Annotated in this window: 21 protein-coding genes and 1 pseudogene; 6 read left to right on the forward strand and 16 right to left on the reverse strand. The window is 64.5% G+C overall.

Translation table 11 applies throughout. The features are described 5' to 3' along the window. Positions 1-75: 75 nt before the first annotated feature. The 5 genes from AC4CS3_RS03725 to AC4CS3_RS03745 all read right to left on the reverse strand — a co-directional run bounded on the left by AC4CS3_RS03725 (position 76) and on the right by AC4CS3_RS03745 (position 5,842). Entirely contained in the window at positions 76-723 is a 648-nt protein-coding gene (locus AC4CS3_RS03725) for a DUF5666 domain-containing protein (protein ID WP_490782254.1), read from the reverse strand. Between the two features lie 197 nt (positions 724-920). After that, a complete protein-coding gene (gatB, locus tag AC4CS3_RS03730) occupies positions 921-2,429 on the reverse strand; it encodes an Asp-tRNA(Asn)/Glu-tRNA(Gln) amidotransferase subunit GatB (protein ID WP_490782255.1) in 1,509 nt (502 codons plus the stop codon). Further along, positions 2,429-3,985 (reverse strand): Asp-tRNA(Asn)/Glu-tRNA(Gln) amidotransferase subunit GatA, encoded by a 1,557-nt coding sequence (gene gatA / locus AC4CS3_RS03735; RefSeq protein ID WP_490782256.1) that lies wholly within the window; start codon positions 3,983-3,985, stop codon positions 2,429-2,431. The genes gatB and gatA overlap by 1 nt, the downstream gene beginning before the upstream one ends. 4 nt (positions 3,986-3,989) lie before the next feature. Continuing rightward, a complete protein-coding gene (gatC, locus tag AC4CS3_RS03740; RefSeq protein WP_078105822.1) occupies positions 3,990-4,286 on the reverse strand; it encodes an Asp-tRNA(Asn)/Glu-tRNA(Gln) amidotransferase subunit GatC in 297 nt (98 codons plus the stop codon). 137 nt (positions 4,287-4,423) lie between these two features. Continuing rightward, positions 4,424-5,842 carry a CitMHS family transporter gene (locus tag AC4CS3_RS03745; RefSeq protein ID WP_490782257.1) on the reverse strand — a complete coding sequence of 473 codons (1,419 nt, stop codon included), beginning with the start codon at positions 5,840-5,842 and terminating at the stop codon, positions 4,424-4,426. 226 nt (positions 5,843-6,068) lie between these two features. On the opposite strand from AC4CS3_RS03745, the gene AC4CS3_RS03750 reads away from it, so the two are divergent. Continuing rightward, a complete protein-coding gene (locus AC4CS3_RS03750; RefSeq protein ID WP_490782258.1) occupies positions 6,069-7,898 on the forward strand; it encodes a sensor histidine kinase in 1,830 nt (609 codons plus the stop codon). Next, complete coding sequence (locus tag AC4CS3_RS03755) at positions 7,895-8,569, forward strand: response regulator (RefSeq protein WP_490782259.1); 675 nt, start codon at positions 7,895-7,897, stop codon at positions 8,567-8,569. The genes AC4CS3_RS03750 and AC4CS3_RS03755 overlap by 4 nt, the downstream gene beginning before the upstream one ends. A 77-nt stretch (positions 8,570-8,646) precedes the next feature. Here AC4CS3_RS03755 and AC4CS3_RS03760 read toward each other — a convergent pair whose 3' ends face one another. Continuing rightward, a complete protein-coding gene (locus AC4CS3_RS03760) occupies positions 8,647-9,027 on the reverse strand; it encodes a RidA family protein (RefSeq protein WP_490782260.1) in 381 nt (126 codons plus the stop codon). 57 nt (positions 9,028-9,084) lie between these two features. Next, positions 9,085-9,597: a GNAT family N-acetyltransferase gene (locus tag AC4CS3_RS03765; RefSeq protein WP_437772991.1), complete on the reverse strand. Its 513-nt coding sequence runs from the start codon at positions 9,595-9,597 to the stop codon at positions 9,085-9,087. Between the two features lie 208 nt (positions 9,598-9,805). Here AC4CS3_RS03765 and AC4CS3_RS03770 point away from each other — a divergent pair. Continuing rightward, positions 9,806-10,687, forward strand: a pseudogene (locus AC4CS3_RS03770) (NtaA/DmoA family FMN-dependent monooxygenase); the annotation flags it as partial. A gap of 22 nt (positions 10,688-10,709) precedes the next feature. Here AC4CS3_RS03770 and AC4CS3_RS03775 read toward each other — a convergent pair. The 9 genes from AC4CS3_RS03775 to AC4CS3_RS03815 form a co-directional block, all read right to left on the reverse strand. Next, a complete protein-coding gene (locus AC4CS3_RS03775) occupies positions 10,710-11,915 on the reverse strand; it encodes an AAA family ATPase (RefSeq protein WP_490782261.1) in 1,206 nt (401 codons plus the stop codon). A gap of 16 nt (positions 11,916-11,931) precedes the next feature. Beyond that, positions 11,932-12,759, reverse strand: coding sequence for an inositol monophosphatase family protein (locus tag AC4CS3_RS03780; protein WP_490782262.1), 828 nt, complete (start codon positions 12,757-12,759; stop codon positions 11,932-11,934). Further along, entirely contained in the window at positions 12,756-15,014 is a 2,259-nt protein-coding gene (gene ligA / locus AC4CS3_RS03785) for an NAD-dependent DNA ligase LigA (RefSeq protein ID WP_490782263.1), read from the reverse strand. The genes AC4CS3_RS03780 and ligA overlap by 4 nt, the downstream gene beginning before the upstream one ends. Before the next feature lie 71 nt (positions 15,015-15,085). After that, the gene (locus AC4CS3_RS03790; protein ID WP_490782264.1) at positions 15,086-15,703 is read right to left on the reverse strand and encodes a hypothetical protein; all 618 of its coding nucleotides are present in this window, start codon (positions 15,701-15,703) and stop codon (positions 15,086-15,088) included. A gap of 143 nt (positions 15,704-15,846) precedes the next feature. Then, positions 15,847-16,605, reverse strand: a complete 759-nt coding sequence (locus AC4CS3_RS03795) for a PP2C family protein-serine/threonine phosphatase (RefSeq protein WP_490782265.1) — start codon at positions 16,603-16,605, stop codon at positions 15,847-15,849. Then, positions 16,605-17,768 (reverse strand): adenylate/guanylate cyclase domain-containing protein, encoded by a 1,164-nt coding sequence (locus AC4CS3_RS03800; protein WP_437772985.1) that lies wholly within the window; start codon positions 17,766-17,768, stop codon positions 16,605-16,607. Before AC4CS3_RS03800 ends, AC4CS3_RS03795 begins: the two co-directional genes overlap by 1 nt. Next, a complete protein-coding gene (locus AC4CS3_RS03805) occupies positions 17,758-18,393 on the reverse strand; it encodes a PH domain-containing protein (protein WP_490782266.1) in 636 nt (211 codons plus the stop codon). Before AC4CS3_RS03805 ends, AC4CS3_RS03800 begins: the two co-directional genes overlap by 11 nt. Further along, positions 18,386-19,294: a biotin--[acetyl-CoA-carboxylase] ligase gene (locus tag AC4CS3_RS03810; RefSeq protein WP_490782267.1), complete on the reverse strand. Its 909-nt coding sequence runs from the start codon at positions 19,292-19,294 to the stop codon at positions 18,386-18,388. The genes AC4CS3_RS03805 and AC4CS3_RS03810 overlap by 8 nt, the downstream gene beginning before the upstream one ends. Positions 19,295-19,341: 47 nt before the next feature. Next, positions 19,342-20,238 (reverse strand): SDR family oxidoreductase, encoded by an 897-nt coding sequence (locus AC4CS3_RS03815; RefSeq protein WP_490782268.1) that lies wholly within the window; start codon positions 20,236-20,238, stop codon positions 19,342-19,344. Positions 20,239-20,449: 211 nt separating this feature from the next. Here AC4CS3_RS03815 and AC4CS3_RS03820 point away from each other — a divergent pair, with 211 nt between their 5' ends. The 3 genes from AC4CS3_RS03820 to AC4CS3_RS03830 all read left to right on the forward strand — a co-directional run bounded on the left by AC4CS3_RS03820 (position 20,450) and on the right by AC4CS3_RS03830 (position 24,110). Then, the gene (locus AC4CS3_RS03820) at positions 20,450-22,033 is read left to right on the forward strand and encodes an acyl-CoA carboxylase subunit beta (protein WP_490782269.1); all 1,584 of its coding nucleotides are present in this window, start codon (positions 20,450-20,452) and stop codon (positions 22,031-22,033) included. Continuing rightward, a complete protein-coding gene (locus tag AC4CS3_RS03825) occupies positions 22,030-22,281 on the forward strand; it encodes an acyl-CoA carboxylase subunit epsilon (protein WP_490782270.1) in 252 nt (83 codons plus the stop codon). Before AC4CS3_RS03820 ends, AC4CS3_RS03825 begins: the two co-directional genes overlap by 4 nt. Before the next feature lie 143 nt (positions 22,282-22,424). After that, positions 22,425-24,110 (forward strand): DUF885 domain-containing protein, encoded by a 1,686-nt coding sequence (locus AC4CS3_RS03830; protein ID WP_490782271.1) that lies wholly within the window; start codon positions 22,425-22,427, stop codon positions 24,108-24,110. The last annotated feature ends 78 nt before the right edge of the window (positions 24,111-24,188 follow it).

Consider the following 24,188-nt stretch of genomic DNA (forward strand, 5'->3'; position numbering starts at 1 on the left):
CTTTTGGGCTAAGACACCGACCCTTGGGCGCGGTTCGGCGGTAGTAGCATCATAGCCAGACGAGCGGGCGCAGGGTCAGGAAGAGACGCTCCCATAGCCAAGCCGTCGTCCGCCATCATTGGGCGCAGCAGGCAAGGTGCCCCCGATAATGCGTGTGGCAGTGACCGTGCTGCCGCTCTTCGTACCGGAGACTGCGACGATGTCCCCCGCCTTCAGGTCGGTGGCCTTGATGGTTTGAAGCGATGGACGGCGGCCTTGCGTGCCTGTCCCGGCAGCAGGGAACCTGACGATGGTGGTAGACGATGTGATCGTGTAGCTCTGCGTGAAGCCGTCGTCGCTCTTCACGGAAATGCTCGAATCGCTGACGGACTGCACGGTGCCACGCTGAGTCACCACGGTCGTGTAGCTGCCGTCGTTGTTCTTGACCGTGAACTCACCGTGGATCCCCGGGCCTGCGAAGCCGCGTGGAAGCACCGGGAACGGCCGGGCCTTGCCGGGCGACGGGGTGGCGGGCGAAGGGGTGGCGGGCGAAGGGGTGGCGGGCGAAGTAGCCCCGGGCGACGGGGAGGCAGGCGATGCCGTGCTTGTCGGCGTCGCGCTCACTACGTAGGCGGGGATGATCTGGCCGGCAGCCCAGACTGCGGCCACACCACCGCCGGTCAGCACGACGGCGATACCGCCGGCGATAAGAGCCTTGCGAAGCCCTGGAGTCATGGTGGACATGGCCGAATCCTTTCTCCGCTCCTCCCCGGGCCGGTAAGGGGCGGGCAGCAAAGAACTGATGACTCCATAATGACGCTTGAAGCTGTGTGAGGGCTGTGGATCCAGACACAACCAGGTCGCAGTTGTTGTCGTTTTGACGGCTCATAACGACGTTAACTGCGACCTAGTTGGGTGAGGCGCGGGTGAGGCGGTGGGCCCTAGCCTTCGACGCCGAGCCTCTCCAGGATCAGCTCCTTGACGCGGCCGGCGTCGGCCTGTCCGCGTGTGGCCTTCATGACTCCGCCGACGATCGCACCGATGGCCTGAAGCTTGCCGCTGCGGATCTTCTCCGCGACGTCGGGCTGGGCCGCCAGTGCGGCGTCGATCGCTTCCAGCAGGGGGCCGTCGTCGGACACGACGGCGAGGCCGCGCTTCTCGACGATCTCAGCCGGGGTGCCCTCGCCGGCGAGGACGCCGTCGAGTACCTGGGAAGCCATCTTGTTGTTGATCTTGCCGCCCTCGACGAGCTTGTTGAGCTCCACGATGGTTTCCGGCGTGACGCCGAGTTCGGAAGGATCGACGTCGGCTGTCTTGGCGCGTCCGACGATCTCGCCCATCCACCACTTGCGGGCCACGGAGGCGCTGGCACCGGCGGCGATGGTCTCCTCGATGGAGTCCATGACGCCGGCGTTCACGACGTCGCGGAACTCGAGGTCCGAATAGCCCCAGTCGGCCTGGAGCCGCTTGCGGCGCGCAGCGGGCGGCTCGGGCAGCGTGGCGCGGAGTTCTTCGACCCATTCGCGGGATGCCAGGACCGGAACGAGGTCCGGCTCCGGGAAGTAGCGGTAGTCGTCGGCGTCGGACTTGGCCCGGCCCGACGTCGTCGTGCGCGTGTCCTCGTGCCAGTGGCGCGTTTCCTGGATGACCGGCTCGCCGGAGTCCAGGACGGCTGCGTGGCGCTGGATTTCGTAACGGACGGCGTGCTCGACGGCGCGCAGCGAGTTCACGTTCTTCGTTTCGGAACGGATGCCGAAACGTTCGCGGCCGTGCGGGCGCAGCGAGACGTTGGCGTCGCAGCGGACGTTGCCGCGTTCCATCTTGGCGTCGGAAACGCCGAGGTTCTTGACGATTTCGCGTACTGCGGCCACGTAGGCCTTGGCGAGCTCAGGTGCCCGGCTACCCGCGCCCTCGATCGGCTTGGTGACGATTTCGACGAGCGGAACACCGGAACGGTTGTAGTCCACCAACGAATAGTCGGCGCCCTGGATGCGACCGGTGGCGCCACCCATGTGGGTCAGCTTGCCGGCGTCCTCCTCCATGTGCGCGCGCTCGATCTCGACGCGGAACACAGTGCCGTCCGAGAGCTCGATGTCCAGGTAGCCGTCGTACGCGATGGGCTCGTCGTACTGGGACGTCTGGAAGTTCTTCGGGGTGTCCGGGTAGAAGTAGTTCTTCCGGGCGAAGCGGCAGGACTCGGCGATCTTGCAGTTCAGGGCAAGGCCGATCTTGATGGAAGACTCTACCGCCGTCTTGTTCACCACGGGCAGGACGCCGGGCATGCCAAGGTCAACCTCGTTGACGTTGGTGTTCGGCTCGTCGCCGAAGACATTCGGGGCGGAGGAGAACATCTTGGTCTTGGTGTTGAGCTCCACATGGACCTCGAAGCCAAGGACGGGATCGTACTTCTCCATGGCCTCTTCGAAGCTGAGGATGGCGTCAGTAGACATCAGTTGGAACCTCCGGCGGTGGTGGAGCTGGAACCGAGAACGGGTGCCTTCGCCAACAGCGGGCCACCCCACTTCTCTTCGAGCAAGGATTCAAGGACAGCGCCCACGCGGTACAGGCGGGCGTCCTCGCGGGCAGGCGCCAGCAGTTGGATGCCTACGGGCAGGCCGTCTTCGTCGGCCAGGCCGCCAGGAAGGGACAATCCGGGGATACCGGCCATGTTCGCCGGGATGGTGGCGACGTCGTTGAGGTACATGGCCAGCGGATCGTCGAGCTTCTCCCCCAGCTTGAAGGCTGTAGTGGGAGCCGTCGGCGAAATCAGGACATCGGCCTGCGCGAACGCGGCGTCGAAATCACGCTGGATGAGCGTGCGGACCTTCTGCGCCGAACCGTAGTAGGCGTCGTAGTAGCCGGCGCTCAGGGCGTAGGTGCCCAGGATGATGCGGCGCTTGACCTCATCGCCGAAACCGGCGGCGCGGGTAGCTGCCATGACGCGTTCGATCGTCATGGGGCCTTCCTCGGGCAGGACACGCATGCCGTAGCGCACGCCGTCGAACTTGGCCAGGTTGCTGGAAACCTCGGACGGCATGATCAGGTAGTAGGCGCCCAGCGCGTACTTGAAGTTGGGGCAGGAAACCTCGACGATTTCCGCGCCGGCCTCCTTGAGCAGCTGAAGGGACTCGTTGAAACGGTTCTCGACGCCGGCCTGGTAGCCCTCGCCGTGGAGTTCCTTAATGATGCCGATCTTCATGCCCGTGACGTTTCCCGTCTTGGCAGCGGCAACGAGGGTATCGAAGGGGTCCGTCAGCGAGGTGGAGTCGAAGGGGTCGTGACCGCCGATGACTTCCTGCAGCAGGGCCGAGTCCAGCACGGTCCGTGAAACAGGGCCGATCTGGTCCAGCGAGGACGCCATGGCAATGGCACCGTAGCGGGAAACGGCACCATAGGTGGGCTTCATGCCAACCGTGCCGGTGACAGCGCCGGGCTGGCGGATGGATCCGCCGGTGTCCGTGCCGAGGGCAAGCGGAGCTTCGAAAGCGGCGACGGCGGCCGCGGAGCCACCGCCCGAGCCGCCGGGAATGCGGTCCAGGTCCCACGGGTTGCGGGTGGGACCGTACGCCGAGTGTTCCGTGGAGGAACCCATGGCGAATTCGTCCAGGTTGGTCTTGCCCAGGATGGGCATCTTCGCGGCGCGCAGCTTCTTGATGACGGTGGCGTCATAGGGACTGTGCCAGCCCTCGAGGATCTTGGAACCGGCCGTGGTGGGCTGGCCAATGGTGACGATGAGGTCCTTGACGGCGATGGGTACGCCGGCGAGCTCGTGCAGCGCTTCGGCTTCGGCGCCGCCGGCGGCGCGGATCGCGTCCACTTCGGCTGCGACGGCGAGCGCTTCTTCGGCGTTGACGTGCAGGAATGCGTTGACTTGCCCGTCAACGTCGGCAATGCGGTCCAGGTACGCCTGAGTGACCTCGACGGACGTGACCTCCCGCGCGGCCAGCTTGGCGGCCAACTGTGCCGCGGACAGGCGGATGAGTTCGGAGTTGTTCAATTCAGTCATTCGCTTAGTCCTCATCCAGGATTGCCGGAACCTTGAAGCGGCCCTCGAAGGAATCCGGAGCCCCGGACAACGCCTGCTCGGCCGTGAAGGTGTGGCCCACGACGTCCTCACGGAACACGTTGCTCAACGGAATCGGGTGGGACGTGGCCGGGACATCGTCCCCGGCGGCTTCGCTGACGGACTTCACCGAATCCACGATGACGGCAAGCTCGCCGGCCATCCTGTCCAGCTCTTCGGCACTCATTTCAATGTGAGCCAGACGCGCAAGATGCGCGACGTCGTCACGGTTGATCGCAGCCATGGATCTCCCCTGCAAAGTTCAAATGGTTTTCCGGACTAGTCTACGTGGCTTGGACGACGAACAACGCGGGGTCACTTACGGCCCATCCGGAGGTCCCGAATGGGCCGTAAGTGACCCCGCGTTGCTTTGTTGGTTTCTTACCCGATGCCGATGGCTCCCGTCAGCATGCCGACGGCGAGCATGACGACGGAGATGACCGCCGTGCGCCAGAGGACCTTTTTATGGTGGTCTCCCAGTTCAACCTTCGCCAAGGACACCAGCAGCAGGATTGCGGGGACCAAAGGGCTCTGGAGGTGGAAGGGCTGGCCGGTGATGGAGGCGCGCGCCATTTCCGCGCCGCTGATGCCGTAGTGCGCGGCGGTTTCGCTCAGGACCGGCAGGACGCCGAAGTAGAAGGCGTCGTTGCTCATGAAGAACGTCATCGGGATGCTGAGCAGGCCGGTGATGACGGCCATGAACGGACCCATCTCGGCGGGGATGATGTGGACCAGCCACGCCGACATTTCCTTGACCATGCCGGTGCCGTTGAGGACACCCGTGAGGACGGCCGCCGCCATGACCATGCTGACCACGGCCACGATGGACGGTGCGTGGGCCACCAGCTGCGCGCCCTGTTCCTTGACCTTGGGGAAGTTCACCAACAGGGCAATCGCGGACCCCACCATGAAGACGTACGGCAGCGGCACCAGGTTGGCCACGAGCATCACCATGACAACGACCGTCAGTCCGAGGTTGAACCAGAAGAGCTTCGGGCGCAGGGTCTTGCGGCTGGGATCGAGAGCGGTGGCGGTCAAGCCGGTGTCGGCGAGGTCAACAAGGGTTTCAGTGCGTTCCAGGACCACGACGCCGGAGCCTCCGCCGGTGCCAGTACCACCGCGGTGCGTGCCGCCGTCGAACATGTCACCAGCGTCGGCGACGTCGCCCCAGATCTCGGGAGCCGTGGCGCGGAGGCGGTTGCGTTCCTGCAGGCCCAAGAGCCAGGAGAACACGAAGACGACTACGAGGCCTGCGATGAGGGAGGGAACCATCGGGACAAACACGTCGTTGACATCGATCTTGAGGGCGGTGGCGGCGCGGGCCGTGGGGCCACCCCACGGCAGGATGTTCATGGTGCCGTTGGCCAGGCCGGCCACGCAGGTCAGGACCACCGGGCTCATCTTCAAACGCAGGTACACGGGCAGCATCGCTGCGGTGGTGAGGATGAAGGTGGTGGAGCCGTCGCCGTCAAGCGATACCGCGGCAGCGAGGATGGCGGTGCCCAGGACCACTTTGGCGGGGTCGTTGCCCAGCTTGCGGAGGATGAACTTCACCAGCGGGTCGAACAGGCCGACGTCGATCATGAGTCCGAAATACACGATCGCGAACATCAGGAGGGCGGCCGTTGACGTCATGGACTTCATCGAGTCCATCACCATGCTTCCGATGCCAAGACCGGCACCGGCAAACAGGCCGAAGATGGTGGGAACGATGATCAGCGCCAGAACGGGCGTCAACTTCTTTGTCATGATCAGGACCATGAACACCGCAATCATTGCGAATCCAAGCAATACCAGCACAGCCGGCTCCTTACAACTGTGAACGGCATCACGTCGATGTGATGCGCGATACAGAACGTATAGTGGCGACGCTCACGGCAAGGCCTTTGTGGGATTTGATGGACATACTGCTGATTGAGAGCATTTTGCTCATTGTGCTCAATGCTTCAATGGAGAGGTAGACGTAGAAATACAGCGCCGCTGCTGCCCCGCTCCAGCCGGCCAATTCCCGCCGGAAGGAGGCAGCATGCCCAGGCTTGCCCTGCGGTTCTCGACGCAGACCCTGCTCCTGCAACTCGGCGTCGTCCTCTTAGTCGTGCTCCTTAGTGGCACCGTGCATGCGTGGCTCGTCTATGGACGGATCGGCACGGAGGCGGAGAATCAGGCGCTGACTTTGGCACGCACCGTGGCCTCGGACCCCGCGCTCCGCTCCCAGGTCGAAGCCATCAGCAAAGAGCCCGGAACCCCACCCGCCACCGTTCTCGCGGCCGGACCCATCCAAGCTGCTGCCGAGGCTGCCAGGAGCCGAACCGGTGCTTTGTTCGTGGTGGTCACGGACGAGACCGGCCTGCGGCTGGCCCACCCGGACCGGGTCCGTCTCGGCGAACGGGTCAGCACGGACCCCTCGGATGCCCTCTCCGGGAAGGAAGTCACCACCCGGAACACCGGAACACTGGGACCATCGGCGGGCGCCAAGGTCTCGGTCTTCGCTCCAGGTTCCGCGGCGACGGTGGTGGGCGAAGTCAGCGTCGGCTACTCCATGGAGTCTCTCGGCCAAAGCCTTGCCGAGGACATCGTCCCGATTGCCCTGACCGCTGCGGGCTCCCTGGTGGCCGGCGTCCTCGCGTCGTTCCTCCTCCGTCGTCGTTTGCAGCGACTGACCCTTGGCCTCGAACCCGAAGAGATCAGCACCCTTGTGCATGACCAGGTGGCCGTGCTTCAGGGCGTGGACGACGGCGTGATCGGCATTTCCGCCGATGGCCGCATCACCGTCTTCAATGCCGCGGCGAGGCGGCTGCTCGGCATGCCGGAAGCGTCGGGAACCCCTGGCTCCCCCGCCGCGGCCGGCCCGACCCGGTCCGGCACCGACCTGGCGGGCACTGACTTGGCGGGCACTGACTTGGCGGGCACTGACTTGGCGGGCACCGACTGGGAAAGGGCCGCCGTCCCGGCGCAGCTCAAGGCCCTCACTCAACCCTCTGCGCACGACGCCGAGGCAGTGGAAATCGTGGCGGGCGGCCGGGTCTTGGTTGCCAACGCCCGCAAGGCGCTGCACCGCAAAGAGGATCTCGGCTGGGTGGTCATGCTCAGGGACCGCACCGAGCTGCAGCAGCTGACGCGCCAGCTCGACGCCGTAGGCACCATGTCCGCCGCGCTACGGGCCCAACGCCACGAATTCGCGAACCAGCTCCATACGATCGCCGGCTTCATGAGCATCGGCCAACACGGCCAGGCCAAGGACTACCTCGCCAGGATCTCCGCCACAGGCCCCCTGAAGTTTCCTGTCCAGCAAGCGGAGCTCCTCCAGGATCCGTATTTGCAGGCGTTCGTCGGCGCGAAGAGCGTGGAAGCGCACGAGCGAGGGGTGGCGTTGCGGATCGGCCCCGAGACCTTGGTGCGGGAACACGTCACCGAGCCACAGGACGTCACCACGGTGCTCGGCAACCTTATCGACAATGCCGTCAACGCCGCCGTCGCCGGCTCTTCGACCCAACGCTGGGTGGAGCTTGAGCTGCTCGACGAAGCTGGGCCCGACGGCGGCACGCTGCACATCGTCGTCGCGGACTCCGGCGACGGCCTCGGCGGTGTCGAGCCCGAAAGGGTTTTCGTGGAAGGGTTCACGACGGCGGAGCCCGCCGAGGGCGGTATCGCCAGGGCCGGCGGGCAGGGACTCGGCCTCGCGCTGGTCCGGCAACTCGCCCGCCGTCGCGGTGGCGATGTGCGCGTCCTGGACCCGGGTTCGACAGGCGGCCCTGGCGCCGTCTTTATGGCCACGATGCCGGGCGTGACGGGCACGCCGGACGATGCCGTCCGGGCCGAACGACCCGCTGCTGAACGCAAGGAAGGACACCAGTGAGCGAAGACTTCAGGGTGTTGATCGTGGATGACGATTTCCACGTCGCCAAGCTCCATGCCGCCTACGTGGACTCCGTGGCCGGTTTCCTGGCCCTGGCGCCAGTCGGATCCACGGCGCAGGCGCTGCAGTCCGTGCATAGCCTTCGGCCGGACCTTGTGTTGTTGGACGTTTATCTGCCGGACGGTTCGGGCCTGGATCTGCTGGGGCAACTCGATGTGGATGCCATGATGCTGACTGCGGCGTCCGATGCGGGGTCCATCAGGACCGCCCTGCGCCGAGGGGCCTTGGCGTATCTCCTGAAACCGTTCACCGCTGAATCGCTGTCGCAGCAACTGCGTTCGTATGCCAGATACCGGAGGATCCTCGGTCGCCAACATGCCGTGGACCAGGACACGATCGAGCGGGCCAAGCGGGCGCTCGTGGCCGGTGACGTGGCGCCGTCGGGAAAGCCTCGTTCGGCGACCGAAGCGTCCGTGCTGGAATCCTTGGCACCGGGAGAACAATACTCGGCCACGGAAGTGGCCGAACGGGTGGGGGTCTCGCGCGCCACGGCGCAACGGTACCTGTCCTCGCTGGCAGATGATGGCGCCGTCGAGATCCAGCTGCGTTACGGCAGCACCGGCCGCCCCGAACACCGCTATGGCGTCCCCGCCCGGCTCTCCCCCAAGTAGCTGCCCACCCAACTGACTCGCAGTAGATGCCGTTATGAGGCGTCAAAACGACACCTACTGCGAGTCAGTTGGGCTGCTTAGGCGCTCTTCTGGGCTACCAGTTCGATTTCGACCAGCATTTCCGGGTCGAGGAACGGCAGGACGTGGACCAGGGAAAGGGTGGGACGGATCTCGCCGAAGACCTCGCCGTGTGCGCGGCCGGCGTCTTCCCACTTGCTGATGTCGGTCAGGTAGAGCTTGGACTGCACAACGTCCTCGTAATCGAACCCGGCGTCGGACAGGACCGCACCCAGCTTTTCGAGGATGTATTTGGTCTGCGAGTAGAAGTCGTCGCCGACGATGCCATCAGGCCCGGACGCCGCCGTGGCCGAAATGAAGAGTGTATTGTCCACCTGGACCGCACGGGAGTATCCAAGGGTCTGTTCCCAGACCGAGCCCGTGCCGAATGTCTTGCGCATGCCGCGCCTTTCTCAGTTTCCGCACCCGGCCCGATAGCCGGGGTTTACGAGGAAACTTTATGGCTGGCGGACATCCTGCCGATAAACGAACAGTTTTATGTCGGTCCCAGGTACGAACCAATCACGCTCCGGCTCGCGCTCGAATCCGGTCTTGGCGTAAAGGGCATTCGCGCTTTCCCACGTGGCGCCTGTCGTGAGGGAAACGGCGTTGATGCCATCCATGGAACGGGCTTGGTCGACTACTGCCTGGACGAGGGCGCGTCCCGCGCCCGAGCGCTGAACCTCCGGATCAACCACCAAGGTGCGCATTTCGAGTTCGTCAGGAAGGCCAATGTCCGAAAAGTCGCCGCCGGCCCTGGCCGACGTGACGGAGCCGATAACCTGACCATCGCGCTCGGCGACGAAAACGTCGGCGTACCGGGCGCGGCCGGCCACATCGCGCAGCTTCTCCAAGTACGGGTGATCCGGGCTGCCGTAGTAGCCAGCGGTCACGTAAGACGCCATCGTGACTCGGGCTACGGCGTCGTAGTCTTCGGGCAGGGCGGGACGGACGGTAATCTGCGAATGCACTGATCCATGGTAGTCGGGTCCGCAGCGCCCGGGGTTCAAAAGCGCCGTTTCCGTGACCGAACTATCACGCTTGACCCAACGCTCGCTCAGATATAGGTGAGCGAGCGTCGAGGGAAAACCCATATAGGTGAGCGAGCGTCGAGCGAAAACCCCATATAAGTGAGCGAGCGTCGAAGGCGCCTCAAACATTGCTTCGCGTGGCGCCGGATTGGAGGTGGCCGCCAAGCTCTGGGACAGTTGGGAGGACGACGCCGTGCTTGCGGACAAGGAAGGCGGCGTCTGGGCAGACACGGCCAAAGTCCGGCCCATCAACCACGTGGGCAAGCACTTCCGTGTCCGCGGACCACTCAATCTGCCGCGCTCTCCCCAAGGCCATCCCTTGATCGTCCAAGCGGGCTCTTCCGAAAACGGCAAGGGCCTGGCCGCCAGGTACGCCGAGGCCGTATTCACGGCCCAGCAAACCCTGGAAGATGCCCAGGCGTTCTACGGAGACCTGAAGACTCGGGCCGTCGCGCTTGGCCGGGCGGCTGAGAGCATCAAGATCCTGCCGGGAATTGTCCCGGTGATCGGTTCCACGCAAGCCGAAGCGCTGCGCCTGGAACGTGAACTGGGTGAGCTGATCCGCCCCGAATACGCGAGGGCCGAGCTGGCCAAGACGCTCCGCGTGAACCCTGAGGACTTGCCCCTCGACCGCCAGCTTCCCGCGGATCTCCCAGACGAGGACTCGATCGAAGGAGCGAAGAGCCGCTATACCCTCATTGTGGAGCTGGCCCGCCGCGAGAAACTCACGGTGCGCCAGCTGATCGGCAGGCTGGGAGGCGGCCGTGGCCATCTGACCTTTGCTGGAACACCGGAGCAAGTGGCCGACGCGATCCAGCTGTGGTTCGAAAACGGCGCGGCCGACGGCTTTAACATCATGCCTGCCGTGTTGCCCTCAGGGCTTGAGGCCTTTGTTGACCGGGTGGTGCCGGTGCTGCGGGACCGGGGGCTGTTCCGCACCGAATACACGGGCAGCACGCTGCGGGACCACTACGGCTTGAAACGCCCGGCCAACCGCTTCTCGGAGATCGGGTCGCTCGCAGGGGTCTGACATCGGGAGCTCGGTGCACGAGTCAGCGGCGGGGCCATCTCCATGGCGGTCCTTCAAGTGCACCGAGGTCTTTGATCCTGGTCTCCCCCACGTCCTTGTACAGCTCGTGCTGATGCACGCGTCCGCTCTCCCGCAAGGCAGCGATCAGGGGCGCAGAATGGGAGACCACAATCAGCTGGCTGCGCTCGCCGGCTTGAACGATGAGCTGGGCCAGGGCCGGCATCAGATCCACATGCAGACTGGTTTCCGGCTCGTTGAGCACCATGAGTTCCGGCGGCCTCGGTGTCAGAAGTGCCGCAACCAACATGAGATACCTGAGTGTCCCATCGGACAGTTCAGCGGCCGCCATGGCACGAAGCATGCCCGGCTGTTGGAGCTCGACGCTGAAGCGACCGTCGACGACGGCGATCCGCAGCCTACTGCCTGGGAAAGCGCTGCCGATCGCGTCGTCGAGCAGACCGTCCTGGCCGGTTTCGCGAAGTGTCTGCAAGGCTGCCGCAAGATCACTCCCAGAATGGTGGAGGACGGGAGTCCTGGTGCCGATTTGCGCCTGACGGGCTGGAGCTTCATGGTCAGTACGGAAGTGGTCGTAAAAGCGCCAAGACCGCACCATGTCCCGGACCCTGAGTACCTCCGGTGCCCTGTCGTGGTCAGAGACTTCTGTGAGCATGCTTTCGTAAGCGTGCAGGCGACGGGACAACTCCACCCATTCGCCCTTCTCGCCCCTCAGCCGGGCAACGGCCCCTTTGCGGTCCACGAGCACCGACCCGGGCCTGGCTACAGGGCCGGAAAACACCAGCTCGCGCTTGATCTCCGGATCCCTGTTGAACGCGGACGGGACGGGCCTGCCTATGGCGTCGTCAAAGGCGAAACCGGAAACGGGCAGTCCCAGGTCGATCAGATAGCCGAAGCCATCTCCGGAGAAACCCAGTTTCAGGTTGACGGATTCCTTCCGGACTGTTCCCTGCACCGGCGCTTCACCCCGCCGCATGGCATCGCTGATGGTTTCTGGTCCGGCCCATAACGTTGAGCTGAGTCCCCCATCGCGGGCCAAGGAACCCACGACGTTCGCGGAATCGCTCCCGGCACACTCCGACAGGAGCCGCAAAGCACGGTAAAGCGAGGATTTGCCGCTGCCATTGGAGCCGGTGACCAAGTCCAGGCCATGCAGCTCCATGGTCAGGTCCCGGATGGAACGGTAGTTCGAAATCGCCAGCGTCCGTATCATCGAAGACTCCGCGATCCTAAAGCGGGAACTTGCCAGAGAGCTCGAGAGTTCCCGCGCAAGTCCACGCTTCCAAACGGTCCGCATCTGTGGGGCCGCCGTCCAGCGGGCTGGTCAGCCGTGGGCGGCGGACCCAGCAGCCGGCTTCCTCGGCGATCAGGGCACCTGCCGCGTAGTCGTGTTCGTTGAGCCCCCGCTCCCCGAAGGCGTCGTGGGTTCCATCGGCCACGAGGCAGAGATCCAATGCGGCGGAGCCGAGCCTGCGGAGATCGGCGAAGCCTTCCATGAGGTTTCCGAGCCCGGCGAACTGCTCGGCCCTCGTGGCGGGATCGTAGCTGAACCCGGAGGCCACAATCAGTCCTGTGCGGCCCAGCAGCGGTCCACTCAACTGGGTGCGCTCCCCGTTTTCTTCAAGCCACGCTCCGTGGCCGCGTGCCGCCGAGTAGATGCGTCCAAGCGCCGGGGCGTTGACAACGCCGGCCAGCCAGACGCCGTCGGCATCAGCAACGGCCACGGACGTGGCGTAGTAGACGATATTCCGGATGAAGTTGGTGGTGCCGTCCAGCGGATCGATCGACCATCGGTAGCCACTGGGCTCCTCGGGCCGCGTGGTGCCGTGCTCTTCGCCCGTGATGGTGTCGTGCGGGCGGGCCGCGGTAATTGCACCCCGCACAGCGTTCTCCGCCGCGACGTCGAAGGCCGTCACCCAGTCGCCGGCGTCACCTTTGTTCACCACGCCGAGGTTCCCGGCCGAGTTGGGGCCCGCAGGCCTGGCCGCGAGCACCCCCGCTCCTGCCGCGGCGGCCGCGTGGGCGACAGCGAGAAGCTCCAAGACATCGGCCGTCATTCGGCGGCGTCCGCTTCCGCCGCGGCAGCGCCAGCCAGGGAAACGGCTGCGTCTTCATCATCCGGAGCCGTGCCGCCGACGGGTTCCAGGACGCCGTCGAGCAATGCCTTGAAGCCATCCTCGTCCAACACCCGGATGCCAAGCTGCTCTGCCTTGTCCAGCTTGGAGCCTGCGTTCTCCCCGGCCACGACGTAACTGGTGTTCTTGGAAACCGAGCCGGCCGCCTTGCCGCCCCTGAGGATGATGGCTTCCTTGGCTTCGTCCCGGCTCAGCGTGGGGAGGGAGCCCGTCACCACGATGGTGAGTCCTGCCAGGTTCCGCTGGATGCCGGCGTCGCGTTCGTCAACCATGCGCACACCGGCAGCTGCCCAGCTATCAACGATTTCCTGGTGCCAGTCAACGGCAAACCATTCCTTGAGTGCCGCGGCAATGGTCGGTCCCACCCCGTCGACGTTGGCCAGTTCCTCCTCAGAGGCGGCCCGGATTGCTTCCATGCTGCCAAGAGCCGTGGCCAGGGCGCGGGACGCAGTGGGGCCGACGTGCCGGATGGACAGGGCAACCAGGACGCGCCAGAGGGGTTGCGTCTTGGCTTTCTCGAGTTCCTTGAACAGTTTGTCCGTGGTGGCTGTGGGTTTGGAGGGTGTCTTGGCGGTGGCCTTGGAATAGAAGTAGGGCAACAGTTCGAACGTTCCCGTGCCCACGCCTTTGGAGCGCTTCTCACGCTGGATGCGGACCTCGGCGAGATCCTCCGGTGTGAGGCTGAACAAGGCCGCCTCGCTGCGCAGGGGCGGAGTTTCCGGTTCCGCAGGCTGGGTGAGCGCGATGGCTGCTTCCCACCCCAGTGCCTCAATGTCGAAAGCGCCCCTGCTCGCCACGTGGAAGACACGCTCGCGTAGCTGGGACGGGCAGGACTTCGCGTTGGGACAGCGGATATCGACGTCGCCTTCCTTCGCCGGAGCCAGGGGCGTGTGGCAGGACGGGCATTCCGTGGGCATCACGAACTCACGGACGGGAGGATCCTGCTGGTCTCGCAACGCCAATACCGGCCCAACGATCTCAGGAATGACGTCGCCGGCCTTCCGCAGAATCACGATGTCGCCGATCATGACGCCCTTGGCCTTGACCACGTCCTGGTTGTGCAGGGTGGCCATCTCCACGGTGGATCCGGCCACCTTGACCGGTTCCATCACCCCGTAGGGAGTGACGCGGCCGGTGCGGCCGACGTTGACCTGGATGTCCAGCAGCTTGGTGTGGACTTCCTCCGGCGGGTATTTGTAGGCAACGGCCCAGCGAGGCACCCGAGAGGTGTAGCCGAGGGCACGCTGCGTGGCGAAGTCGTCGATTTTGACCACGATGCCGTCGATCTCGTGCAGGAGGTCGTGCCGGTGTTCGCCGAAGTGTTTGATGAAGTCGAGGACCTCCTCGAAGGAGTCCAGAACCTTCAAATAGGGGCTGACCGGCAGGCCCCACTCCTCCAGCAGCTTGTACGTTTCCGACTGGCTCGTGGAGTCAAGGCCTTCGCGGGCCCCGATGCCGTGGACGAACATCCTCAACGGACGCTTGGCGGTTTCCGCGGGGTCTTTCTGGCGCAGCGAGCCGGCCGCGGCGTTGCGTGGATTGGCCAACGGCGCCTTGCCGGCTTCGATCAGCGCCTCGTTGAATTCGGCGAAAGCCTTGGACGGAATGAAGACTTCGCCCCGGATTTCCACCTCGGACGGAAATCCGCTGCCGCTGAGCTGGCGCGGGATCTCCTTGATGGTGAGCACGTTGTGGGTGATGTCCTCGCCCGTGGTGCCGTCTCCGCGCGTGGCGGCACGTACAAGCTTGCCGTCGCGGTAGAGCAGGTTCACTGCCAGGCCGTCGATTTTCAACTCCGTCAGCCACGCAATGCGGGTAGCCGCGGTGCCCAGCTTTTCGACCGAAGCCTCAGCCTTGCGGACCCAAGCTTCCAACTCGTCCAGCGAGAAGACATCCTCCAGGCTGTACATTCTCTGGAGGTGCTCGACGGCGGCGAAAGCGGCCGAAACCTCTCCGCCCACTTCCTGCGTGGGCGAATCGTTGGACACGAGCTCGGGATGCAAAGCCTCGAGCTCCTCAAGGCGGCGGTAGAGGGAGTCGAACTCGGCATCCGAAACAGTCGGCGCATCTTCCTGGTAGTACGCATAGCGGTACTTCCGGACGAGGTCTGCGAGGTTTTCGTACTCTTCCCGTACGGCTTCCGTTGGAACTGCGGTTTCGCTCTCTGCTGTGCTCACGTACCTATCTTGCCGCAAAGCAGCGACAAAATATGGCCCCCCGGACGGGAAGCAGGGACCACAAGCAGGAATCAGTGCGAGAAGCGGTGACGGCTCCACAAAGCGAAGGCAATGCCGCCCGCCGCCACCAAAAGCACGCCGCCCATGATGGCGATCACGGCGAACATGTCAGAACCCGGCCCTTTTGTACCGCTCACCGCGGCAGCCTGGGTCGCCTTGAGGCCGTCTTGGATCGGGGTATTCCAATTGGACGACGCCGACGGCGAGGCGCTAGCCGTCGGGCTGCCCGACGGGGTAGCCGAGCTCGAGGCCACCGGAGCCTCCGACGGCGCCACGCTGGGTTCCGGTTCCAGGGTCACCTGTGTCATGGGGGCCGGTTCGGGCGCGGCGGGTGCCGGCACCACCGGGGCGGGTGCCGGGACCACCGGCGCGACGACGGGTGGCTTGGTGGGCGCGGGGTCCACGACCTTCGGCTGGGTTGGCGTGGGCTCGGTTGGTGCCGGGTCCGGGGCCGGGGCGGGCGAAACTTGTCCCTGGCCGGGAGGACCGACGGTCTCGGCGTGGGCCGAAAGCAACGGGAAAGCGCACATCACCACAGCCATGGCAATGCCCGCGAGGGCAACGGAGAACGGGCGTCGCACGGCGGTACGGGTCGCGCCGCCAGAGCGCGCGGAGGAGCGTTGTGTCATGTTTACCTCTGCAGGACGGCACAGGCCGCCCGGAGTTGGGGTGGTATTGACCGGAATCTTCCTACAAAGTCCGGGCGTGTCGCAAATCCCGTCCCCCAAAAACGCCATCGGCAGGAGCCTGTGCCGGTCCCTTCGGCGTCGTTCTACTCGATCCTGGCATCCACCACAATCGCGGTGACATTGTCCCGTCCGCCACTCAGCAACGCCTGCTGAATGAGGGCATCCACCGCGTCTTGGGGCTTCTCCACCGCGCTCAGGATCCGGGACATGTGCTCGTCACTCAGCTCCCCGGTGAGTCCGTCCGAGCAGATCAGCATCCGGTCCCCATCCTGGATGGGCAGCAACCAGAAGTCCGCTTCGTTTTCGCCGCCTGTGCCGAGGGCGCGGGTCACCACATGGCGGCGCGGATGCACCGTGGCTTCTTCACGCGTGATGCTTCCGGCCTCCACGAGTTCCTGGACTTCCGAATGGTCCACGGTCACCTGCCTGAAATCGCCCCGGCTCAAGCGATACGTGCGCGAATCGCCGATGTTCATGACCAGCCAATACGGAACGCCCATGTGCTCGGCGACAACGACGCCGGTGAGCGTAGTTCCGGCGCGGCCACCCGTCGCATTCCGGATCTGGGAGTCGGCGGCAAGGATGCACTCTTGCATGGCAACAGCGGTCGCCGAGCGGACTCCCGACGCCAATTGAGGCATGCTGCCGAGGGTCCGTACGCACAACGCGCTGGCAATCTCGCCCGCCTCATGGCCGCCCATGCCGTCAGCGACCGCGAAGACCGGATCCTCCGCGATGAGCGAATCTTCGTTGAGTTCCCGGCTGAGTCCGCGGTCCGTCCCGTAGCCATAGCTCAACGTGAATCCGGGCTCAGGGGAGGTCGCTGCGGAGGGTGAATTCATCAGTCGAGAACCAGTCCCTTGCCAAGGCCGCGGGCAAGCCGGACGGGGAGGATTTCCCCGAAACCACGAACGTTCTCGGCCGTCTGCGGAACCAGGACGAAGCGTTCGTCCTGGCCGAGAGCTGCTGCCGTCATCTCGTCCACGAGGACTGTGCCGGGTTCGGCCAAAGCGGTGAGGCGGGCCGCGAGGTTGACGGTGGGGCCGTAAATATCGCCGAGGCGGGAAAGGATCCGTCCCCAGACCATGGCGACGCGGGCTTCCGGCAGGATTTCGTCTTCCGTGAAGGCCTGGGCGAGGGCCAAGGAGATCTCAGCGCCGGCGGCCGGCGTCTCGGCGATGTAGAGGACTTCGTCGCCGACGGTCTTGACGAGGCGTCCGCCGCCGATCGAGATAATTTCCGCGCATTTGTTCTCGAAGCGCTGGACCAACTGGGCCAGGGTTTTCTCGTTCATGCGGCGTGACAGGCTCGTGTAGGAGACGAGGTCGGCAAAGCCCACGGCGCGCGCCAAGGGCAAAGGGGCATCGTCTTCGTCCCCTTCGCGGCCGGCTTCGCTGGCCTGAAGACCTGCCTCTGCACGGACGGCCAGGCGCTGCACACCGGCGTTCATCTGGCGGCGCCACGAGTAAAGGAGGATCTCTTCCATGGCATCCACAAGGTTGGGCAGTTCATTGACCAACTGTTTGCGGGCAACGGCGTCGGGAATGCCTTGCTGCATCACCATGTCTTCGATGAGGGCCTCGACTTGCCACACCACCATCCGGTCGGTCATCTGGCCGATCGCGCGCGTCACGGAAATGGCGGCTTCCTCGGTCAGCTTTCCTGCGCGGACAAGGTCAAGGATGGTGGAAAGCGCAGCGAGGTCGCGCTCAGTGAACGCGACGTCCTGGTCGCCGAAGTTGGGGAAACCCAGCGCTCGCCACAGCTTGCGGGCAGATAACAGCGAGACGCCTGCTCCGGCCGCCACTTCGCGTCGCCGGAGTTTGCGTTCGCCGCCCAGGAGCCTGGTTTCCAGGGCCTTGATGGCAAGCCGTTCTGAAGACAGGGCGCCGGTTGGCGGGGACACTACGGGGAGGACCCCCGTTAGTGCTTGGTCCACGGAAGGTTCGGGCACGGCGTCGGGCTCGTGGTCCATGTACTCAGGCTCCTGCTCGTCAACGCTCATCTCTTCCACCTTCTCTCATATCCCAGGGCAACGCGGCATCCGGGTAGTCAACTGGTCCAGCAAAACTGTCAAAATCGCCGGCCTCCTGCACGGCGCCAGGGCCGAACCTGACATTCGTCGGAAGCTCGGCCATGGCATCCAGGATGAAACTTCGAAACTTGCCGACCTCCGGGACGTCCGCGAGGACGGCCTCGCCGGGGTGCCCGGTATCCAAGGATATATTCCCGGAGCGCAATATCCGTTGGAGCAGCGATTGTTGAATCCCCACGCTACGCACCGCAGCCAGCGGAACCTGCCAGTCGCCGCGGCGAAGCATTCCGAAACGAGCAACTATCCGGCCGCTTGTCAGGATGTACCGTATGCCGCGCCAGCGGATGAATCGCGGGAGGCTGTAGCCGAGCAGCACGATCGCCACTAGGGCCAGGCACGCGGTAACCAACCATTGGGTCCAGTCGCTTGTGATGACCGGAAGCAACTTGCCCGGTCCGCCCTTGACAATCCATGCACAGGCGAACGCGGCGGCGGCGGGGACAAGTATGAATGCCAGGACGGGACCAAAGAGCATCCTGGGCTGCTGCCGCGTGATCACGATGACTTGCTCCCCACGCAGGAGCTCTTTACGCATAACCGCTTTCGGTAGCCCTCAGATGGACGACGTCGCCGGCGGTCACGACGTGCTCGCGGCCACCATGGTCCACCACTAAAAGGGAACCATATTCATCCAACCTGGACGCATGCCCCACCAATTCGTGGTCGCCGGGCAAATGAGCTTTAACTTCGCGTCCCAAGGTGACCATGACAGCTTCTACCCGCTTGTGCAGGGAGGAGCCTCCGGCCAATCCCGCTGTAGGGTCGCCGTCGGCGTTGCAGAAACTGCGGTACAGCGTTGCGAAGCGGGAGAGATAGTTGCGAAGAAGGACCGTGCGGTCCGTGGTGGTGGCACCTTCAAGCAGAAGGGAGGTTGCCGTGGGGACAGGCAATTCATCCTCGCCGAGCGTGACGTTGAGACCGGTACCCAGGATCACCGCCGGAACCGAGCCATCGCCCATCGGCCCCATCTGGGCAAGGATGCCGGCGATCTTTTTGCCCCGGACGAGGACGTCGTTGGGCCACTTGATCTCGGCAGGCACGCCGGCGGTTTCCAGGAGGGTCTCACGCAAGGCCAGCGCACCCAGAAGGGAGAGCCAGGAGTAGCTCTGGGTCGGGACGGGCAGGCCTTGGGAATTCACGGGGCGCAGGACGATCGAAACGGAAATCGCCGAACGTGCGGGAGATTCCCAATGACGGTCGAGACGGCCCCGCGCCGCCGTCTGGTGCTCGGCGGTGAGGACTGCGAGGTCGGACCATTCCTTCGGCTCCGTGGTAACGGCGCGCAGCAGATCAGCGTTGGTGGAGCCGGTGGTCTCCACGATCTTCAATTGCGAAATACCGGCGGCCGCGAGGAAGTCGGGATGAAGCAGGGCATCACGGTCCAGGCCCAAGCGCGGGGCACGTGGTTCGGTGCTGGCAGGCTGTTCGACGTCCATAGACAGAATCCTATCCAGCCAGGCTGGTCCCGGAAGAAGTTGTCCGCTTAGAGGAAGATATCCGGCACCAGCTTCTCCTCCGGGGCCCCCAGGCTGTAGGGCCTGAAGTCCGAAACACCCGCAGCCCTCAACACCTGTTCGTCCGTGTAGAAGTTGCCCGAACTTGCCGAACCGCCTGAGTCCGCGGCCAGGTGCGCCCCGGTCAGGACAGCGTGGGCAGCGTCGGCCATGATGTCCGAGCCTCGGGCGGCTTGGACGATCTGTTCCCCGCCAGGCATATTCCGGATGGCAGCAGTGTCGATCAGGGTGCAAGGCCAGAGCGAGTTGACCGACACGCCGTCGTTCTTGAGTTCTTCGGCCAGTCCCAGCGTGGTGAGGCTCATGCCGTACTTGGCCATGGTGTAGGCCAAGTGCATGCCGGCCCACTTCGGGTCGAGGTTCAACGGCGGGGAAAGAGTCAGGATGTGCCCGTTGCCCGATTTCCGCAGGGCCGGAAGCGCGAGCTTGGACAGCAGGAAGGTGCCCCGGACGTTGATGTCCTGCATGAGGTCATAGCGTTTCATGTCAATCGCCTCGGTGCGGGAGAGATCTATCGCCGAGGCGTTGTTGATGACGACGTCGATTCCGCCAAAGCGTTCGACGGCGGCGGCAACCGCCGCGGCAACGTCGTCGTCGTTGCGGACGTCCCCAACGAGCGGCAGCGCCTGTCCGCCCGCTGCTTCCAGTTGCTCGGCGGCCGTGAAGACCGTTCCTTGCAGCTTGGGGTGGGGTTCTCCGGTCTTGGCCATGATGACGATGTTGGCGCCGTCGCGGGCCGCACGGGTTGCGATTGCCAGGCCGATGCCGCGGCTGCCGCCGGACATCAGGATGGTGCGGCCCTTCAGTGATCCACGCGCCTGGTAGGGAAGGGCCGGGTTTGCAGAAGCATCGTTCCTTGAGGTCATGAGGACACTGTAACCCAACTATGTTACTGGTGAGTAACATCGCTGAATGCTCGACTTGAAGTCCGAAAATTGTAGGGTTTCTACAGCGGTCTGTGGCTTTTGCGTCATTAGACTAGCCAACAGGGCCCGCACTTTGTACGGATGCTACTTAAGAGCGCAAGCCTAACGAAGCAGTGCCAGCGTAAATCAGCTACAGAGCCGGAGACATTTGATGAGCCACGATCTGACAACGACAGCGGGAAAGATTGCCGACTTCCGCGACCGCCAGGCCCGTGCAGAACAACCTTCCGGCCCCGAAGCGATCGAGAAGCAGCATGCCCGCGGCAAGAACACCGCCCGCGAACGCATCGACATGCTCCTCGATGAAGACTCCTTCGTGGAGTTCGACGCCCTGGCCGTCCACCGCTCCACCGCGTTCGGGATGGAGAAGAAGAAGCCCCTCGGCGACGGCGTCGTCTCAGGCTATGGAACCGTTGACGGCCGCCTAGTTGCCATCTACAGCCAGGAATTCAGCGTCTACGGCGGCTCCCTGAGCCAGGTCAACGGCGAGAAGATCGTCAAGGTCCAGGAATTCGCGCTCCGCAACGGATGCCCGATGGTGGGTATCAACGACGGCGGCGGCGCGCGCATCCAGGAAGGCGTCGCCTCGCTGGCGATGTTCGCCGACATCTTCCGCAACAACGTCCATTCTTCCGGCGTCGTCCCCCAGATTTCCCTCATCATGGGCCCGTGCGCCGGCGGCGCCGCCTACTCCCCCGCCCTCACCGACTACGTGGTGATGGTGGACAAGACCTCCCACATGTTCATCACCGGCCCGGACGTCATCAAGACCGTCACCGGCGAAGACGTGGACATGGAAACCCTCGGCGGCGCGCGCCAACACAACGCCACTACCGGCACTGCGACCTACCTCGCCAGCGACGAAGCCGACGCGATCGAGTTCGTCCGGGAACTCCTGGACTTCCTGCCGTCCAACAACCTCTCCGAGGCACCCGTTCTGGAACACGAACAGGAACTGGAGCTCGACGACGACGACCTCGCCCTGGACACGCTCATCCCGGACTCCGCCAACCAGCCCTACGACATGCGCAAGGTCATCGAGCAGATTGTGGATGACGCCCATTTCCTCGAAATGCAGTCGCTCTACGCCCCCAACGTGATCATCGGCTATGGCCGGGTTGAAGGCCACACGGTCGGGATCGTGGCAAACCAGCCCATGCAGTTCGCCGGCACCCTGGACATCTCCGCTTCGGAAAAGGCCGCCCGCTTTGTCCGCCACTGCGATGCCTTCAACGTTCCCATCATCACTTTGGTGGACGTCCCCGGCTTCCTGCCCGGCAAGGACCAGGAATTCCAGGGCATCATCCGCCGCGGAGCCAAGCTGCTTTACGCCTACGCCGAGGCCACCGTGCCCAAGCTGACGGTCATCACCCGCAAGGCCTACGGCGGAGCGTACATCGTGATGGGCTCCAAGAAGCTCGGTGCCGACCTCAACCTGGCCTGGCCGACGGCCCAGATCGGCGTCATGGGCGCCCAAGGTGCCGTGAACATCCTGTACCGTCGCGACCTTGCCGCCGTCGCCGAGTCCGGTGGCGACGTCGAAGGCAAGCGTGCCGAGATCATCCGCCAGTACGAGGAAGAACTCCTCAACCCCTACCAGGCGGCCGAGCTTGGCTACGTCGACGCCGTCATCGTGCCGTCGGAGACCCGCATCCAGATCATCAAGGGCCTCCGTGCCCTTCGCGACAAGCGCGCCAGCCTGCCCACCAAGAAGCACGGAAACATCCCCCTGTGAGCGCCGAGCAGAACCTTCCTGACTCCACTGGTTCCGCGGGCGCGGCACCGGTCGAACCGCTGCTTTCGGTCGTCAAGGGAAACCCGACGCCGGAAGAGCTCGCGGCGCTTGCCGCCGTCGTCGCCTCCCTTGGATCGCCGGAGGAAGCCGAAACTCCGAAACCCAGCACGCGGCACTGGCTGCGACGGCAGCAACTTCGCATGGACCCCACTCCAGGGCCAGGCTCCTGGAAGCGCAGCAGGGGCTAAATCCCCACCGCCTCCCTAACCTCCCCAGACTCGCAGGCTCGTCTGGGGCCCCTCGGTAGCGTGGGCCCAGGCGGAGGCCCGTACTGTGGGGGAACTCTGCAACAACCCTTTCACAAGAGTCTTGTCGCGGTTAGGCTCTTGGGGTGACTACTCCTAACACAGCTCCGGCACGCCTCCAGACTGCCATCGATGCGGTCGCCGACGCCTACACGGACACCCTTCTTGCCCTCAACCCGACCCTCGCCACCACCCTCGGCCTGCCCGGACACGAAACCGAGTACCAGGACTTCTCGCCTGCCGGCGCGGAGGCATTTGCCAAGGCAGCGCGCGGCACCCTCGATGAGCTGGCGGCCCTCGAACCGACGGACGCCTCCGATGTCGTCACCCTTGACGCGATGCGGGAACGGCTCGGACTGGCCCTCGAGATCCACGAGTCAGGCTGGGACGCCGCGGACCTGAACAACATCGAGTCTCCGGCCCAAACCATCCGCGCGATCTTCGACCTCATGCCTACCGACACTGCCGAACACTGGGAGCACATCGCCGGCCGCGCGGCCAACATTGCTGAAGCGATCGACGGGTACATCGTTTCCCTTCGTTCGGCCAAGGAGGCAGGGAGGGTCTCCGCAGCCCGCCAAGTCAAGATCGTCATCGAACAGACCAGCAAGTACGCGGCCGAGGACGGCTTCTTTGCCAAGCTCGCTTCGGAAGCCTCCCTCGATGGGCAGCCACTGCCGGCGGAACTGCAGGAAGAGCTCGACGCCGGTGCCGCCGTCGCGCGCTCCGCCTACTCGCGCCTCGCCGCCTTCCTCGAAGCGGAGCTTCTGCCCTTTGCTCCCGAAAAGGACGCGGTGGGCCGCGAACGCTACGCCCTGGCCTCACGTTTGTTCCTCGGAGCAACTGTGGACCTGGAGGAAACATACGCCTGGGGCGTGCAGGAACTCGACAGGATTATTGCCGAACAGGAGGGCGTAGCCGAGCAAATCAAGCCTGGCGCGTCCATCGAGGAAGCCAAAGCCATCCTCGACAACGATCCCGAGCGGCAAATCAAGGGCACCGATGCCCTCAAGGCCTGGATGCAGGACCTCTCCGACCGCGCAGTAGCCGAACTGGCCGACGTGCACTTCGAGATCCCGGACATCATGAAGACGCTCGAATGCCGCATTGCGCCCACGGACGAAGGCGGCATCTACTACACAGGTCCCTCTGACGACTTCTCCCGGCCCGGCCGCATGTGGTGGTCCGTCCCCGCTGGCGAAGACACCTTCACCACCTGGGCCGAAACCACCACGGTGTTCCACGAAGGCGTCCCCGGCCACCACCTCCAGGTGGCCACTGCCGTTTATCGCCGCGAACTGCTCAACAACTGGCGACGGAACGTCTGCTGGGTCTCCGGGCACGGTGAAGGCTGGGCCCTCTATGCCGAAAAGCTCATGCTGGAGCTCGGCTACCTCAAGGACCCGGGCGACCACATGGGCATGCTGGACATGCAGCGCATGCGTGCGGCCCGTGTGGTGTTCGATATCGGTGTCCACCTCGAGCTGGAAGTTACAGAACGCTGGGGCAGCGGCACCTGGACCTCGGAAAAAGGCTTCGAATTCCTCAAGGCCAACCTTCCCATCAGCGCGGGCCAGCTCCAGTTCGAATTCACCCGGTACCTCGGCTGGCCGGGGCAGGCTCCGTCGTACAAGGTAGGGCAACGGCTATGGGAAGAAATCCGGGCTGAACTCGAACGCCGCGACGGATTCGAGCTGAAATCCTTCCACACGAACGCGCTGAATATCGGCTCTGTTGGTCTGGATACTCTCAAGCGCGCTCTGCTGGGGTAGTCCGCGGTGCGGTCGCCCTTGGCGACACGCATCCTCTGCGTGCTGCTCCTTCGTCGCTTTGACGCACGCTGCCGGATG

The organism is Arthrobacter sp. SE2, assembly GCF_058244265.1.

Excerpts from the sequence above, each read along its gene's own strand:
- AC4CS3_RS03790 (WP_490782264.1), bottom strand. The coding sequence starts at position 15,703 with ATGACACAACGCTCCTCCGCGCGCTCTGGCGGCGCGACCCGTACCGCC.
- AC4CS3_RS03775 (WP_490782261.1), bottom strand. The coding sequence starts at position 11,915 with ATGATACGGACGCTGGCGATTTCGAACTACCGTTCCATCCGGGACCTG.
- AC4CS3_RS03760 (WP_490782260.1), bottom strand. The coding sequence starts at position 9,027 with ATGCGCAAGACATTCGGCACGGGCTCGGTCTGGGAACAGACCCTTGGA.
- AC4CS3_RS03725 (WP_490782254.1), bottom strand. The coding sequence starts at position 723 with ATGTCCACCATGACTCCAGGGCTTCGCAAGGCTCTTATCGCCGGCGGT.
- AC4CS3_RS03780 (WP_490782262.1), bottom strand. The coding sequence starts at position 12,759 with ATGACGGCCGATGTCTTGGAGCTTCTCGCTGTCGCCCACGCGGCCGCC.
- gatC (WP_078105822.1), bottom strand. The coding sequence starts at position 4,286 with ATGGCTGCGATCAACCGTGACGACGTCGCGCATCTTGCGCGTCTGGCT.
- AC4CS3_RS03795 (WP_490782265.1), bottom strand. The coding sequence starts at position 16,605 with ATGAATTCACCCTCCGCAGCGACCTCCCCTGAGCCCGGATTCACGTTG.
- AC4CS3_RS03815 (WP_490782268.1), bottom strand. The coding sequence starts at position 20,238 with ATGACCTCAAGGAACGATGCTTCTGCAAACCCGGCCCTTCCCTACCAG.
- AC4CS3_RS03820 (WP_490782269.1), top strand. The coding sequence starts at position 20,450 with ATGAGCCACGATCTGACAACGACAGCGGGAAAGATTGCCGACTTCCGC.
- gatB (WP_490782255.1), bottom strand. The coding sequence starts at position 2,429 with ATGTCTACTGACGCCATCCTCAGCTTCGAAGAGGCCATGGAGAAGTAC.
- AC4CS3_RS03750 (WP_490782258.1), top strand. The coding sequence starts at position 6,069 with ATGCCCAGGCTTGCCCTGCGGTTCTCGACGCAGACCCTGCTCCTGCAA.
- AC4CS3_RS03810 (WP_490782267.1), bottom strand. The coding sequence starts at position 19,294 with ATGGACGTCGAACAGCCTGCCAGCACCGAACCACGTGCCCCGCGCTTG.
- gatA (WP_490782256.1), bottom strand. The coding sequence starts at position 3,985 with ATGACTGAATTGAACAACTCCGAACTCATCCGCCTGTCCGCGGCACAG.
- AC4CS3_RS03800 (WP_437772985.1), bottom strand. The coding sequence starts at position 17,768 with ATGAGCGTTGACGAGCAGGAGCCTGAGTACATGGACCACGAGCCCGAC.
- AC4CS3_RS03805 (WP_490782266.1), bottom strand. The coding sequence starts at position 18,393 with ATGCGTAAAGAGCTCCTGCGTGGGGAGCAAGTCATCGTGATCACGCGG.